13 protein-coding genes are annotated in these 13,928 nt (G+C 67.9%); 8 read left to right on the forward strand and 5 right to left on the reverse strand.

The window, feature by feature from the left end:
- Positions 1-116: 116 nt before the first annotated feature.
- Entirely contained in the window at positions 117-1,022 is a 906-nt protein-coding gene (locus ACE5C1_RS09490; protein WP_374943828.1) for a tyrosine-type recombinase/integrase, read from the forward strand.
- Positions 1,023-1,027: 5 nt separating this feature from the next.
- The gene (locus ACE5C1_RS09495; protein WP_374943829.1) at positions 1,028-2,221 is read left to right on the forward strand and encodes an IS91 family transposase; all 1,194 of its coding nucleotides are present in this window, start codon (positions 1,028-1,030) and stop codon (positions 2,219-2,221) included.
- Between the two features lie 721 nt (positions 2,222-2,942).
- On the opposite strand, the gene ACE5C1_RS09500 is transcribed toward ACE5C1_RS09495, so the two are convergent.
- Positions 2,943-4,187, reverse strand: coding sequence for a UbiH/UbiF/VisC/COQ6 family ubiquinone biosynthesis hydroxylase (locus tag ACE5C1_RS09500; protein WP_374943830.1), 1,245 nt, complete (start codon positions 4,185-4,187; stop codon positions 2,943-2,945).
- Positions 4,188-4,266: 79 nt separating this feature from the next.
- Here ACE5C1_RS09500 and ACE5C1_RS09505 point away from each other — a divergent pair, with 79 nt between their 5' ends.
- From ACE5C1_RS09505 to ribA, 4 genes are all read left to right on the forward strand, one after another.
- Positions 4,267-6,552 (forward strand): DNA translocase FtsK 4TM domain-containing protein, encoded by a 2,286-nt coding sequence (locus ACE5C1_RS09505; protein ID WP_374943831.1) that lies wholly within the window; start codon positions 4,267-4,269, stop codon positions 6,550-6,552.
- A gap of 56 nt (positions 6,553-6,608) precedes the next feature.
- Positions 6,609-7,226: an outer membrane lipoprotein carrier protein LolA gene (locus ACE5C1_RS09510; protein ID WP_374943832.1), complete on the forward strand. Its 618-nt coding sequence runs from the start codon at positions 6,609-6,611 to the stop codon at positions 7,224-7,226.
- A gap of 316 nt (positions 7,227-7,542) precedes the next feature.
- Entirely contained in the window at positions 7,543-8,325 is a 783-nt protein-coding gene (locus tag ACE5C1_RS09515; protein WP_374943833.1) for an exodeoxyribonuclease III, read from the forward strand.
- On the forward strand, positions 8,322-9,380 hold the full coding sequence (gene ribA / locus ACE5C1_RS09520; protein ID WP_374943834.1) for a GTP cyclohydrolase II: 1,059 nt from the start codon (positions 8,322-8,324) through the stop codon (positions 9,378-9,380). Before ACE5C1_RS09515 ends, ribA begins: the two co-directional genes overlap by 4 nt.
- A gap of 225 nt (positions 9,381-9,605) precedes the next feature.
- On the opposite strand, the gene ACE5C1_RS09525 is transcribed toward ribA, so the two are convergent.
- Positions 9,606-10,268, reverse strand: a complete 663-nt coding sequence (locus ACE5C1_RS09525) for an HAD family hydrolase (RefSeq protein WP_374943835.1) — start codon at positions 10,266-10,268, stop codon at positions 9,606-9,608.
- Positions 10,265-10,927 carry a YggS family pyridoxal phosphate-dependent enzyme gene (locus ACE5C1_RS09530; protein WP_374943836.1) on the reverse strand — a complete coding sequence of 221 codons (663 nt, stop codon included), beginning with the start codon at positions 10,925-10,927 and terminating at the stop codon, positions 10,265-10,267. The genes ACE5C1_RS09525 and ACE5C1_RS09530 overlap by 4 nt, the downstream gene beginning before the upstream one ends.
- 223 nt (positions 10,928-11,150) lie before the next feature.
- Here ACE5C1_RS09530 and ACE5C1_RS09535 point away from each other — a divergent pair, with 223 nt between their 5' ends.
- Positions 11,151-11,666, forward strand: coding sequence for a thiamine phosphate synthase (locus ACE5C1_RS09535; protein ID WP_374943837.1), 516 nt, complete (start codon positions 11,151-11,153; stop codon positions 11,664-11,666).
- Positions 11,667-11,849: 183 nt separating this feature from the next.
- Here the strand turns inward: ACE5C1_RS09535 and ACE5C1_RS09540 are convergent, their stop codons facing one another.
- Positions 11,850-12,149: a hypothetical protein gene (locus tag ACE5C1_RS09540; protein ID WP_374943838.1), complete on the reverse strand. Its 300-nt coding sequence runs from the start codon at positions 12,147-12,149 to the stop codon at positions 11,850-11,852.
- Between the two features lie 310 nt (positions 12,150-12,459).
- Positions 12,460-13,182, reverse strand: coding sequence for a hypothetical protein (locus ACE5C1_RS09545; protein ID WP_374943839.1), 723 nt, complete (start codon positions 13,180-13,182; stop codon positions 12,460-12,462).
- A 229-nt stretch (positions 13,183-13,411) separates the two neighbouring features.
- Between ACE5C1_RS09545 and ACE5C1_RS09550 the strand changes: the two genes are divergently transcribed.
- The gene (locus ACE5C1_RS09550; protein ID WP_374943840.1) at positions 13,412-13,855 is read left to right on the forward strand and encodes a DUF3576 domain-containing protein; all 444 of its coding nucleotides are present in this window, start codon (positions 13,412-13,414) and stop codon (positions 13,853-13,855) included.
- Positions 13,856-13,928 lie beyond the last annotated feature (73 nt).

Consider the following 13,928-nt stretch of genomic DNA (forward strand, 5'->3'; position numbering starts at 1 on the left):
GCACGAAGCCGCTGCGCGGCAGGGGTGCCCGGCGGTAGGTAGCGCGCATGCGTTGAGGTTTGGCCCTGCGGCAGCGGCGGCAGACGATGGAGTTCCTTCAACGAGAGGAACTTCCCATGACAACTTCACCGACAGAACGGCCCGTTACCCCGCTGCGTCAGCGGATGCTCGACGACATGGCGATGCGCCGCATGGGGTCGCGGACGCAGCACGGCTATGTCCGTCACGTCCGCGCCTTCGCTGGCTTCCTCGGGCGCTCGCCGGACACCGCGACCGCGGAAGACGTGCGGCGCTTCCAGCTTCACCAGCGCGAGCACGGTGTCGGGGAAGGCACGATCAACGGATCGGTATCGGCACTGCGCTTCCTGTTCGGCGTGACACTGGAACGACCCGACCTGTCGCGGCGGCTGGTGCTGGCGCATCGTCCCCGCAAGCTGCCCGATGTGCTGAGCATCGAGGAAGTGGCGAAGCTGCTGGAGGCGGCACCGGGCATCAAGTACCGAGCGGCGCTCGGCGTCGCGTACGGCGCTGGCCTGCGCGTGTCGGAGGTCGCACACCTCAAGGCCGACGACATCGACAGTAAGCGGATGCTGATCCGCATCGAGGAGGGCAAGGGTCGCAAGGACCGCAATGCGATGCTCTCGCCCCAGCTGCTCGAGCTGCTGCGGCTGTGGTGGCGCGAGGGCAAGCGACGCAGCGTGCTCCTCCCGCATGGTTGGCTGTTCCCTGGGCGCAGCTACACCGACCCGATCTCGACGCGGCAGCTCCACCGCGCGGTTCACGAGGCGGCCGACGCAGCCGGGATCCGCAAGCGCGTCAGCCCACACACGTTGCGCCACAGCTTCGCCACCCACCTGCTCGAGCAGGACGTCGACATCCGCGTGATCCAGGTTCTGCTCGGCCATAGCAAGCTGGAGACGACCGCGCTCTACACCAAGGTCGCGACGCGTACGATCCGCGCGGTCACCGGCCCGCTCGACCAGTTGATGGCGTTGATGGCAGGGAAGACGCCCGCCGGCTGAGCCGCATGCGCCCCTCTATCGAGGTCGCCGACATCTTCCGCGCCGCAGGTCCTGGATACCGGATCGTCCATGCCGGGCACCTGAGCCTCGACAAGCTGAAGGTGATGTCGGCGATCGAGCATTGCCGTACCGCTGTCATGGGCGGCCACACCGAGGCCTGCACCGACTGCGGCCACTGGCGGGTTGCGTACAACTCCTGCCGCAACCGGCACTGTCCCCGGTGCCAGGGTGCCGCCGCGCGAACCTGGCTCGCCGAGCGCGAAGCCGACCTCCTGCCGGTCGGCTACTTCCACGTCGTCTTCACGCTGCCGGCCGAGGTTGCCGACATCGCGCTGCAGAACAAGGCGGCGGTCTACGGCCTGCTGTTCCAGGCGGCGTCCGAGACAATGACGACGATCGCTGCCGACCCCAAGCATCTCGGCGCGCGGATCGGTATCACTGCGGTGCTGCACACATGGGGGTCGGCTATGACCCACCATCCGCACATCCACATGATCGTGCCGGGCGGCGGGCTGTCGCCGGACGGGAGCCGATGGATCTCGTCGCGCCCCGCGTTCCTGCTGCCGGTGCGGGTGCTGGGCAAGCTCTTCCGCCGCCTGTTCCTGACCCGGCTGGTCGCGCTGCACGATGCCGGGCGGCTCGCGTTCTACGGCAGCCTCGCGCATCTCGCCGACCGGCGCGTGTTCCTGCGCCACCTGTCGCCGGTTCGGAAGAAGCGCTGGGTCGTCTACGCCAAGCCGCCGTTCGCCGGGCCGCAGACGGTGCTCGCCTACCTGTCGCGCTACACGCATCGGGTCGCCATCTCGAACAGCCGGCTCATCCGCTTCGACCAAACGGGGGTCACGTTCCGCTACAAGGACTACCGCCGCGATGGTCCCGACCGGCAGCAGAGCATGACGCTCACCGCCGACCAGTTCATCCGTCGCTTCCTACTCCACGTCCTGCCGAAGGGCTTCCATCGCATCCGCCACTACGGCCTGCTGGCTAGCTCGAACCGCAAGGGCCAACTCGACCACGTCCGCCAGCTGCTCGGGGTCGCGCCGCCCGCCGGGGCGGATACACTGGTCGAACCAGACGACATCAGGCCACCATGCCCATGCTGCGGCGGGCTCATGATCGTCATCGAGACCTTCGAACGCTGGCGGCAGCCCCGCGCCCCGCCGCACGGCACCACTTCGACCGAGACCATCGCGCCATGACCCGGCATGGCTTGTCCTCGCTCCGCCGCGCAGTCCGCGCGCTTCCGGCGACGATGTCGCGCGCGCTGGCAACACCGCCGATCGCACCCGTGCCAACTTCAAGCCTCGGTCATAGGCGATATCCACCCCGGACACCGCCCCTCGCGACCCTGTTCCTGACCACCGATGCGCGTCTCGACAGCCGTCGCTCGCGCCTCGCAACCGGGCAAAACCTGAAAACCCCATAGCTCACCGCCCGTGGCCCGCGGCTTCCTGCTTTGGGTGATAGCGGACGTGCGCGAAAGCGCTGTCCTACAAGCCTGCGCCCGTGCACGGTATTTCCCGGCTCGGCACTGCGCTCGCTCTTTCAACCGTTGATACCTTGCCCTCCCCCCGTCGTCGCGCAGGCCGCCCTCGTGCGCCATCAACTCCCGACGAAGGCGGAATACGAGAAGCGTTGGCGGCGCGACATGCGCGACAGTGTGACCTTTGGGCGCAAGCCGACATCAGACCTGTCCTACAGCGCTCGGCTCGTTCATCATCCGTGGCGGATCGCCTTGCTCTTTCTCATCGGTGCAGAAACGGAAACGATCGGTCGCGATCGACTCACGTCCACGCGTCAATCAGTGTCAACGTCAGCGCGGGCGCAGAATTGCAAAACGCACGATATGCGGCGACTTCGACAACTTCGGATAGCGCGCTGAACCCTTGTAGGATGTGACCTTCCAGTGACCTTTCGCGCCTACACCGTTACGCCCTGCAGCAGTTTCGGCAAGTCCCCCGCCTCGCCGCGCGCCTCGGCCATGAATCGATCCTTGAGCGGCGGGATAGCGTTGACCGCGGAGATGCCGAAGCGCCGGGCCGCGCTCGCCGCCTTGCCGGGCACGCCGAACAGCCGGGTCAGCGTGTCGGTCGCCGCCGCCACCATCAACGTGTCGAGCCCGCGCCAGCGCTGGTACCGCGCGAGCAGGGCAGCGTCGCCGAGGTCAAGGCCAAGGCGTTTACCCTCCACCAGCACCTCGGCCAGCGTCGCTACGTCGCGGAACCCCAGGTTCAGGCCTTGCCCCGCGATCGGATGGATGCCGTGCCCCGCATCGCCGACCAGCGCCAGCCGATCGGCGGTGACCCGCGCGGCGTGGTGGAAGCCGAGCGGGTAGCTCGCCCGCGGCGAAGGCGCCGAGAGCGTGCCCAGGAAGCCGCCCATCCTCTTGCTCGCTTCCGCCAGAAAGCCGCGGTCGCCAAGCTTCATCATCCCCGCTGCATCGCCCCCCGCGACCGTCCAGACGATCGCCGAGCGATGGCCGATGTCGTCGTCGGGGAGCGGAAGCAACGCAAAGGGACCGCCGGGGTAGAAGATCTCGTAAGCCGTATTGCCGTGGGGGCGTTCGTGATGGAACGCACCGACGATCGCCGCATGCGCGTAGCGCCAGCGTGCGACCGCGATGCCCGCCGCCTCGCGGGTCGGCGAGTTGCGCCCCTCTGCGGCAACCAGCAACGGCGCCGCGATCGTACTGCCGTCGTCGAGCGTCGCTACGACGCCTGCCACTCCGCGGACCACATCGACCGCGCGCGTCTTCATCCGCAAGTCGATCAGCGGCGCGTTGCTCGCCGCCTCGAACAGCGTGCGGCGCAGGATGCGATTCTCGTACATCGTGCCGAGCGCACCGTCCTCGGCATCGGGAACGAAATCGAGACGCCCCGACTCCAGCCCGTCGCTGACCCGGATCGCGGCGATCGCGCACCCCTTGCCCGACAGTCGCGCGCCGACGCCGATCGCGTCGAGCATCCGCCCACTGGCGCTCGCCACCGCCGACGCACGCCCGTCGAACGCTGGGGCAAGCGTCACCGCAGGATCGGCCGGGTCGACGACGACCGAGGCGATGCCGTGGGTGGCGAGGGCAACGGCAAGCGTGGTGCCGACGAGCCCGCCGCCGAGGATGATGACGTCTGGGTGCACTAGGGGCGGCTTGGGTGATGCACTGTCCATGCGCTCTCCTACGCCGCCTTGACGTCCTTATGCTAGAAGGCGATGAATCCGGCGCGATTTTGCGAAAAAGGTATGGACGATGGCGAGCCGAGCGCAGCCGGCCCTGTGGCGCGAGACGGTGAAGGCAGGCGCGGTGCGCAGCGGCGCGATGATCGCGGCGGTAGCGATCTTCGCGGCGACGCTGGCGCTGGTGCTTGCGCTCGCCAGCTACCGGCCAAGCGACCCGGCGATCAACACCGCCTCGGGTGGCGACGTCCGCAACCTGATCGGCCCGCCGGGTGCGTGGATCGCCGATCTGCTGCTGACCCTGTTCGGCCCTCCGGTTGCGCTGCTGCTCCCCGTCGGGCCGATCGTCGCGATGCGGCTGTGGCGCGGCCTGCCCGGCGGACAGTGGCTGCGAATGCTCGGCAAGGCGACGCTCGGGGTCGCACTGATGGCAAGCGCCTTGGCGTTCGTCTCCAACTCTGCGGTGCTGGCATTGCCCGCCGGCTGGGGCGGCGTGGCCGGGCTGGCGGTCGCGGGCACCGTGCGCTGGGTCTTGGCGTTCGCGGGCGATGCGACGGTCGCGACGTGGGGGGCACGCGCGGTCGGCGTGATCGTCGCGGTCGCCGGCGTGATCGTCTGGAGCCGCAGCCTGGAACTGGAACTGCCGCAACGCGACTGGCGCTTGCGGCGCGGTGCCCGCGAAGCGGACACGATCGACGATGCCGACGAGCCGCTGACGCTGACCCGCAAGCCGGTCGAGCCGCGCGCCGCGGTCGCCCCCGATCCGCGCCCCGCGCCGGTCATCGCCGATCGTCAGACTGCGCCGCCGTCGGCCAAGCCCAAGCCGCAGGCGCGGCTCGACTTGCGCGACAACTACACCCTTCCCTCGATCGACCTGCTCGCGCTTCCTCCCGAAGCGCCCAAGGGCGTCGTCGACAAGGCCGCGCTAGAACGCAACGCTCGGCTGCTCGAGAACGTGCTCGACGACTTCAAGGTCAAGGGGACGATCAACGAGGTCCGCCCCGGCCCCGTCGTGACGATGTACGAGCTGGAGCCCGATCCCGGAATCAAGGCGAGCCGCGTCGTTGCGCTCGCCGACGACATCGCCCGCAACATGTCCGCAATTTCCGCGCGCGTCGCGGTGATTCCGGGGCGCAACGTTATCGGCATCGAGCTGCCCAACCAGCGGCGCGAATCGGTCGCGCTCCACGAACTGGTCGCCAGCCAGACCTTCGAGGACCAGGCCGCGCAATTGCCGATCATCCTCGGCAAGAACATCGCCGGCGACCCCGTCATTGCCGATCTCGCGCCGATGCCGCACCTGCTGGTCGCAGGCACTACCGGATCGGGCAAGTCGGTCGGGCTCAACTGCATGATCCTCAGCTTGCTCTACCGGCTGACCCCGGACCAGTGCCGGATGATCATGATCGACCCCAAGATGCTCGAATTGAGCATGTACGACGACATCCCGCACCTGCTCTCCCCGGTCGTCACCGATCCCGCCAAGGCGGTGCGCGCGCTGAAATGGGCGGTCGAAACGATGGAGGACCGCTACCGCCAGATGTCCTCGGTCGGCGTCCGCAGCCTGGCGAGCTTCAACGAGAAGGTCCGCGCCGCCAAGGCCAAGGGCCAGCCGATGGGGCGCAAGGTGCAGACCGGCTACAACCCCGACACGGGCCAACCGATCTACGAGGAGGAGAAGCTCGAATACGACGTGCTGCCGCAGATCGTCGTCATCGTCGACGAGCTCGCCGATCTGATGATGACCGCGGGCAAGGAAGTCGAGTTCCTGATCCAGCGCTTGGCGCAAAAAGCGCGCGCAGCGGGCATCCACCTCATCATGGCCACCCAGCGGCCGTCGGTCGACGTCATCACCGGCGTGATCAAGGCGAACCTGCCGACCCGCATCAGCTTCCACGTCACCTCCAAGATCGACAGCCGCACGATCTTGGGCGAACAGGGCGCCGAGCAGCTGCTGGGCAAGGGCGACATGCTCTACATGCCCGGCGGCAAGGGAATCATCCGAGTCCATGGACCCTTCGTCAGCGACGACGAGGTTCACGCGGTGGCCGATCACTGGCGCTCGCAAGGCCGGCCCGATTACATCAGTTCGGTTACGGAGGAGCCCGAGGACGGCTTCGCGCTTGAAGGCGCGCCGACCGGCGAAGATTCGGCGGAGGACCAGCAATATCGCGCCGCGATCCAGCTGGTGTGCGAGAGCCAGAAAGCGTCGACCTCCTGGCTCCAGCGCCAGCTGCGCATCGGCTACAATTCCGCCGCGCGGCTGATCGAGCGGATGGAGAAGGACGGCATCGTCGGGCGGCCCGATCACGTCGGTCGGCGCGAGGTGCTGCGCGACGCCGAGGGGCACGCGATCTAGCGGGTTCACCGCGGGTTCAACGCCGATTGGCCATTGCTCGCCTTCAGGAGATGTCGATGTTTCGTTCGCGCGCCCTTTTGCTTGCTCCGCTCGCGCTCGTCGCAGCTGCCCCGATCGCCGCGCAGGCGACCGGCGATCTGGCCGCGGTGCAGACGCATCTGCGCTCGGTCGAGACGATGACCGCCAGCTTCAGCCAGTCCGATCGCGACGGCAAGGTGCTGACCGGCACGCTGACGCTCAAGAGGCCGGGCCGCATCCGGTTTCAATATGAGAAAGGCGTGCCGATCCTGATCGTCGGTGATGGCAAGGCGCTCTGGTTCCTGGACTATTCGGTCGGACAGAAGCAGCGCTGGCCGATCGCCAATTCGCCGCTCGGCGTATTGCTCGACCCGACCCGTGATCTCAGTCGATTCGCCAGCATCGTCCCGGGCGGGGACAGCCGGCTGGTGTCGGTCGAGGCGCGCGATCCCAGGCACCCGGAATATGGCCGCATCACCCTGGTCTTCGCGCGCCAGACGTCGGCGCCGGCCGGGCTGATGCTGCAGGGGTGGGTCGCGCTCGACAGCCAGGGCAATCGCACGACGATCCGGCTGGCCAATCAGCGGTTCAACACTCCGGTCGCCGACAACAGCTTTCGCTTCAACGAACCGCGCGCTGCAACGCGTCGAAACTGACCGCCATTCATCCGTGCGACAGGTTGGCGGGATTAGAGCCCCACTCGCGGATGTGAGGCGTTCGGGATTTTCCCCCTGTTGCCCGAGCCCACCTTATGTCCTGCCTGCGTGACGAACGCCAGGTCGGCCCTCGCTCCATGCCCCCGGAGCGGGGGCCTTTGCTTTTGGCGAGTCTTGGGGCATCGTGCCCCAAGACTCGCCAAAAGCGCGGACGGCGAAGCGCAGCTTCGACCGACGACGCGGCCCTTCGACTGCCTGCAAGGCAGTCACTCAGGACATGCTTTGCCGCGGCGCCGAAACCCCCTAAGTCGCCCCCGTGAAGATCGCCTCCTGGAACATCAATTCGGTCCGGTTCCGGATCGCCATCGTCGAGCGCTTCCTGCGCGAAGCCGAGCCAGACGTGCTGTGCTTGCAGGAGACGAAGGTCGTCGACGCGGACTTTCCCGCCGATGCGTTTCGTGCGCTGGGGTACAAGCACCACGTGATCCACGGGCAGCGGATGCATCACGGGGTGGCCATCCTGAGCCGCATACCGATTGCCGAGGACGACCGCTTCGACTGGCAGGCGAACCGCGAGGCGCGGCATGTCGGGGTGCGACTGCCGAACGGGGTGCGGCTTGAGAACGTCTATGTGCCCGCGGGCGGAGACGTGCCCGACCGGAGTGTGAACCCGAAGTTCGGTCAGAAGCTCGATTTCGTCGAGCGGATGACGCGGTGGTCGGCGGCGCTGAGCTGCCCGACGATCCTGGTCGGCGACTTCAACATCGCGCCATTGCCCGAGGACGTGTGGAGCCACAAGGCGCTGGTCAAGGTGGTCAGTCATACCCCCGTAGAGGTCGAGGCGCTCGACCGGTTGCAGGCGGCGGGCGATTGGGTCGACCTGGGGCGGCATTTCCATCCGGCGCCGGCACGGCTGCACACGTGGTGGAGCTATCGATCGGCCGACTGGACCAGGAACGACCGTGGGCGGCGGCTCGACCATCAATGGGCGACGCGCGATGTCGCGGCGGCGGCGACGGCGCACATTGTGTTCGAGGATTGCCGCAGCTGGCTGTCGCCGTCGGACCATGTGCCGATCATGACCGAGTTCGGGTTTTGAGCGACCCGCGGGCCGCGGCACGGGCGATCGACGCGCTGCGGCGGGGGTGGCCGATCGCGATCCGGGGCTTGACGCTGCTGGCGGTCGAGACCGGCGACGCGGGGCGGCTGGCGGCGTTCGATCCCGACGCGTGCGCCGATGTGCTCATATCTTCCGGGCGGGCGGTGACGTTGAAGCTGGCGAACCAGCTCGCCGCCGCCGACCCCGATGCGCCGGTGCTGGTCGAGCGCGCGCCGTGGATCGACTTTGCCGCGGCGACCGCGCTCGCCGATCCGGCGCTCGACCTGGCGACGCCGATGAAGGGGCCGTTCCGCGCTTTGCCGATCGCCGATCCCGAGGCGGCCGCGGCGGCTTTGCGGCTGGCGCGGATCGCGGGGCTGCTGCCCGCCTTCTTTGTCAAGGCAACGGGAAGTGGGCGCGACGCGGAGGTCGAAGTTGCGCCAGACGACATCGATGCGCACGAGGACGCCGGTCGGCTGATACTGGCGACCCGCGCACGGCTGCCGGTCGAAGGGGCGGAGGATGCGGAGATCGTCGCGTTCCGATCGCCCGAGAGCGCCGACGAGCATGTCGCGCTGCTGATCGGCCAGCCCAACGGTGAGGCCCCGCTCGTACGGCTGCACAGCGAGTGCCTGACCGGGGACGTGCTCGGCAGCCTCAAATGCGACTGCGGACCGCAGCTGCATGCCGCGATTTGCGCGATTCAGGCGTCGGGCTGGGGCATCCTGCTGTATCTGCGACAGGAAGGGCGCGGGATCGGGCTGGTCAACAAGCTGCGCGCCTATACCTTGCAGGATCAGGGGTTCGACACCGTCGATGCCAACACCCGGCTGGGCTTTGCGGTCGACGCGCGCGATTTCGGGGTGGCGGCGCGGATGCTGACCCTGCTCGGGCAAACCCGAGTGCGATTGCTGACCAACAATCCCGCCAAGGTCGTAGGCTTGGAGGTGGCGGGCGTGACTGTGGTCGAACGGGTGCCGCATGCGCTGCCCGCCAACCCGCATAATGCGCGCTATCTCCAGACCAAGCGCGACCGGACGGGGCATCAATTCTGAGCGCGGCGGCACCGGAAGGTGAGGCTAAGGTGAGGCCAATGCGCGGTCCGGCGCGGCGGCGAAACTTCTCTAACTTCGCGCATAGACGGCATGCGCGGGGTGCGAACTTTGCGCGCGCCGGTAACCGGATGCGGTGGATGCGGAATACGTCTGCGACGATGGGAAAGAGCGGTGCCGTGGCGCAGGTGGCATCATGCACATCGCGGGCGTGTAGGACAGCGGCTTTCAGCCGAGCAGCGCCGTCACCTCGTCGAAATTGTGCGCGACCGTGTCGACGCCGATCGCCTTCAGCCGATCGGCATGGCCTATGCCGCAGTGCGAGCCTGCGCACAGGCCGATGACGTAGGCGCCCGAGGCGACCGCGCCGGTCGCGCCCACCGGCGAATCCTCGAGGATCGCGCAGCGGCGGATGTCGACGCCGAGCGCGGCGGCGGCGTGGAGGTAGAGATCGGGTGCGGGTTTGCCGCGCGCGACGTGCTCGCTGCCGCTATAGATGTGTGTGCCGAACGCATCCTCCAGCCCGAGATGGTCGAGGTGGCAGGCGATCCAGCGGGTCGAGCTCGACGACACGACCGCGCAGGGGAGTTCGGGCGGGAGCGCGCGGACGAAGGCGGCTGCGCCCGCGACTTCCGCGATGCCTTCGGCCATGACCCGGGCGTCCTCTGCGGCGCGGGCTTCCCGGAAAGAAGGCGGCATGGATCCACCGATCCATCGTTCGATGGCGGCGTGGAAGTCGGGGCCCGACAGGCCCATGAAGTTTGCCATCGACTGCTCGGGGGTGGTCGGGTGCCCCTCCGCGGTTAGCCACTGCGCGATCTGGCGGTTGCCGATATATTCGCTCTCGATCAGCACGCCGTCGAAGTCGAACAGGAGCGCGTCGAACCTCATGCCGCCACCTGCGCTCTGGCGCCGAACAGCGCGCTGCCGACGCGGACGTGGGTGGCGCCGAGCATGACCGCGGTCTCGAAATCGCCAGACATCCCCATGCTGAGGCCCGTCAGGCCGTGGTCGCGGGCGAGTTTAGCGAGCAGCGCAAAATAAGGCGCGGCTTCGACGTCCGCAGGGGGGACGCACATGAGGCCGGCGACCGGCAGGTCCTTGGCCGAGGCGAGCAATGCGGGCAGGTCGCGGATCGCGCAGCCGCCCTTTTGCGGTTCGTCGCCGATGTCGACCTGGATGAAGCAGCTTGGACGTTTGCCGCTCTTGTCCATCGCGCGGACGAGCGCGGCGACGAGCGAGGGGCGGTCGACCGCGTGGATGACGTCGAACAAGGCGACCGCGTCGTCGGCCTTGTTGGACTGGAGCTGGCCGACCAGGTGAAGTTGGACGCCGTCGTAACGGTCGCGCAGCGCAGGCCATTTGGCCTGTGCCTCCCGGACGCGGTTCTCGCCGAAATGGCGCTGGCCTGCGTCGAGCAGGGGGAGGATGGCATCGGCGGGGTGGGTCTTGGAAATGGCGATGAGCGTCGTCGCTTCGGGCTTGCGGTTCGCGAGGGTTGCAGCCTTGGCGATGCGGGCGTGGATGTCGGCGAGTTGGGGGTGGCTCATGCGGGAGCTATAGGGGGCGGAATGCGTGTCCGGAACCCTGGTGTAGGCCGACGCCGTTCCCACAATCGTCACCCCGGACTTGTTCCGGGGTCCAGCCGGCGGCAAGCGAGATGGCAAGAGGCCGGAAAGGTAGCGCGTGCGGCACCCTGGACCCCGGAACAGGTCCGGGGTGACGAAGGATTTGTTGAGGCAGCAGCCCAAATCATGGTGTTGGAGGATGTTGGTGAAGCGTGTGCCCACCGCCTGGCTGATGACCGACGAGCGGATGGGCGACCAGCTCTGGGCGGCGCTGGCGCGGGTGCCGCCGGGGGGCGGGGTGGTGTTCCGGCATCTGACGACGCCCCGCGCCGAGCGGCTGGCGCTGTTCCGGCGGGTGCGCAGCGTGGCGGTGGCGCGGCGGCTGGTGCTGGTGGTCGCGGGGGAGCGGCTGCCTTGGGCTGCGCGGCATGGCGGGCCCCGGCCGGTGACCGCGCCTGCGCATGACCGGCGCGAGGGCGTGGCCGGGGTGCGCAAGGGTGCGCGAATGCTGTTCGTGTCGCCGGTGTTCGCGACGCGGACGCATCCGGGGGCGAAGGGGCTGGGGGTGCGGCGGGCGCGGGCGATCGTGCGGGGGTTGCCGGTGGGGGCGGTGGCGCTGGGGGGCATGGATGCGCGGCGGTGGCGGGGGTTGCAGGGGTTTGCGGGGTGGGCGGGGATCGATGGGTGGTTGGATCGAGGTCGATCCGCAGACTGTTGGTAAGCGGTTTAGCGGCTTTCAGGCTTTCAACTCGCAAAGCTGCCGTTGCAAGCGCGCCGGCAACGCATCAGGTTTTTGCATGAGCTAAGTGGACGTTTATTCAACTGTATATGGCAGATGCGAAACTTGTGAGTTTTGCATCACAAGGGCCTCAGAGTGGAGTTAGCTGCCATTCCTCGATGCGATTCATGCAAGCATCTCTTCGTAGGCGCGAAGGGCGTTCATCTTGCTCAACCATCGCCAGCGGAACACCAGTCCAATGACAAGACTGATGCTCCCGCCGATCACATAGTTGCTTTCAATCGCCCAGAGTTCGTTCCAGCTCAACAAGCCGCGAGAAAGTGCCCAGATCAGGTAGGCAAACATCCCAAATACAAGGATGACGGCCAAGCCAAACCATAGCCAGTAGGTCGCCCTTGAGGGCACTAACGGGCGGAATCCAGAAATGTGTTTCCCCGCAGGTCGCGCGCCCTTGATCATCTTCACCTTGTTCCACCGTTAGCGAAGGTCCGCAATTAGGCTTCAGCCTCCCGGCTGTTTTGCGCCGCTGCGCTGATGCAAAACTCTTGATTTTTGCATCAAGGCCGGTGGTGGACTCATCGCAGCGATGCCAAACGGTCCGCTCTGACGAACATCGATACCACACTCGTTATGGGAGGAAGCAGCCGATTGCGTGAGGATATAATGGCCTCGGTCACGTCACGCCGCGGCAAAGCCGCGCCGTCGGTCGGGAGCTTCGCCCCGCCGGCCGGGCTTGCGTGAGTCTTGCGCCAGCTTGGCGCAAGCCGCCCTGCGCCTAGAACCTGAACGCCGTCCCCACATACACCGCCTGGCTGTCGCGCCGGTCGTCGGCGATGCGCGCTAGGCGTTCGCGGTCGGTGCGGTAGCGGACGCCGGCGGTGACCGCGAGGTTGCGGGTCAGCGAATAGGAGCCGCCGACGTCGACCGAATAGGTCGGGACGCCTTCGATCATCCTGGGGGTGACCGCTGCCGAGCCGTCGAGCGGACGGTCCGCGGCGGCCTTCACGCGCGCGCCGAAGCGGGTGCCGGTGTAGCTGAGGCCGAGATCGAAGGCTTCGCGGCTGCCGGGCTGAACGCCCGCATCCACACGGCGGACGTCGCCCGAGACCGCGAACCGCTTCCAGCCGACCGCGACGCCCAGATTGTAGGCGATCGGCGCCAGGCCGACCGCGGCCGAAGGGGCCGCGGCGGCGACACGCTGTGTATCGACCGCCCGATTGGTACGGGCGCGAACCGCGACGGTGATCGCGTGGCCACCGCTGCGGCTCTGCGCGGGGGTGAAGCGGAAGCCGTCGTCGGCGAGGCCGCTACGCGCGAAAATCGCGGCGAGGCGAGGATCGGCAGCGGCTGGGGTGAAGGTGCCGCCCAAACGCACGACCGGTGCGGGGCGTGCGACGCGCTGCCCCCGATCGGTGGCGCCGGACGCGGGCACGACGGCGATCGCGCAGGCGACGATCGCCCCCGCAGCCAGCCCTGCCATGATCCGCTGCTTCGACACCCTACGGATATTCCCCGTTCCGACCCGGACTCTGACTGCCGCCCGAGTCTCTCTTCACCAACGCGCCTAGCATGATTCCGGACGGCGCAAACACCGGCGCGCGACGATTAATCACAGGTGTTGCATCCGGCACACAGGAGTGCGCCCGAGGCGCTGCGGCTTGCGGGAAAACCGGCCCGGCTGTAGAGGCGGTGGCTCTTCGTATAGGCTTGATCGCAGGATGACATCCATGAACCGCCCGTCGCCGGCCACGCTGCCGATCCTCGCCGCCGCTGCGCTGGCGCTGACGCTCGGGGGGTGCGCGAGCAAGAAGGCGGGGCGCACCGATCTGGCCGCGTCGAAGATCACGACGATCGGGGTCAACAGCTATTTGTGGCGCGCGAGCCTGGACACACTGTCGTTCATGCCGCTGGTGCAGACCGATTCCAACGGCGGGGTGATCGTGACCGACTGGTACGTCAACCCGAACTCGCCCGCCGAGCGGATCAAGGTGACCGTCTCGATCCTCGACCAGGATCTGCGCGCCGATGCGGTGCGCGTCGCGGCGCTGCGCCAGGTCAACCAGGGCGGGCAGTGGGTCGCCGCGCCGGTGCAGGCGGCAACGACGCAGAAGCTGGAGGACGTGATCCTGACCAAGGCGCGCGATTTGCGCCGTGCGTCTCTTGCGGGCTGACGCCCAAGGGGCGGCGCCGGCCCGCTCCCCCACCCGGCCACCCATTCAGGATACTCTGTGGGTGGCCGGGTGG

Origin of the sequence: Sphingomonas sp., assembly GCF_964263785.1 — a bacterium.
In the GTDB taxonomy this organism is placed as follows: domain Bacteria; phylum Pseudomonadota; class Alphaproteobacteria; order Sphingomonadales; family Sphingomonadaceae; genus Sphingomonas.